The 790-nt window shown below is 48.5% G+C and carries 1 pseudogene; it reads right to left on the bottom strand.

From position 1 onward, the window contains the following. Positions 1-790, bottom strand: a pseudogene (locus R8N49_RS26425) (bifunctional glutamine synthetase adenylyltransferase/deadenyltransferase); the annotation flags it as partial.

Raw genomic sequence — 790 nt, 5'->3', positions numbered from 1 at the left:
CTTCGTCGTCACCAATCAAGGTTTCAAATACTTGATGCACTTTATTCATGTGCTGCTGAGTTTGTTTGGTGAGCAGATCCCACGACTCTAGCTGCATCGCAGTTGCCAGTTTTAAACGCTCAATGTCGCAATCGGGCAGCGTTTGAGTCTGCTTGTCTGCCATTGCTTGCAGTAGATTTTCTAGCTGGCGTAAATATTTATATGCCGCTTCCAGATTGCTGACTTCTTGCGGGGTTAACAGTGCAAGTTCCTCAATACCATTTAAGGTTTCGAGCAAGCCACGATTGCGCAAAGATGGCTCTCGCCCGCCACGAATCAGTTGGAAAACTTGCGCGATAAACTCAATTTCTCGAATACCACCAGCACCCAGCTTGATGTTGTTGGTTAAACCGCGACGTCGCACTTCACTGCTGATCATTGATTTCATACGGCGCAATGACTGAATCGCACTAAAGTCGATGTAACGACGGAACACAAACGGACGCAACATTTTGCGTAGCTCTTGATATTGCGGATACATTTCGCATCCCATCACGCGCGCTTTGATCATCGCGTAACGTTCCCAGTCCCGTCCTTGCTCTTGGTAGTAATCTTCCAACGCGGCATAGCTCATTACCAACGGGCCGCTTTCTCCAAACGGACGCAGCCGCATGTCGACGCGATAACAAAAACCATCAAACGTCTGTTGATCGAGTGCTTTGATTATTCGCTGACCAAGACGAGTAAAGAACTGCGCATTGGCGATACTGCGGCGGGCACCTTGGGTTTCGCCGTTTTCAGGGTAAGTAAA

The sequence above is a fragment of the Vibrio sp. 1978 genome (assembly GCF_033344345.1).
The sequence above is the reverse complement of the archived record's forward strand: the minus strand, read 5'-3'. Positions and strand labels throughout refer to the sequence as shown.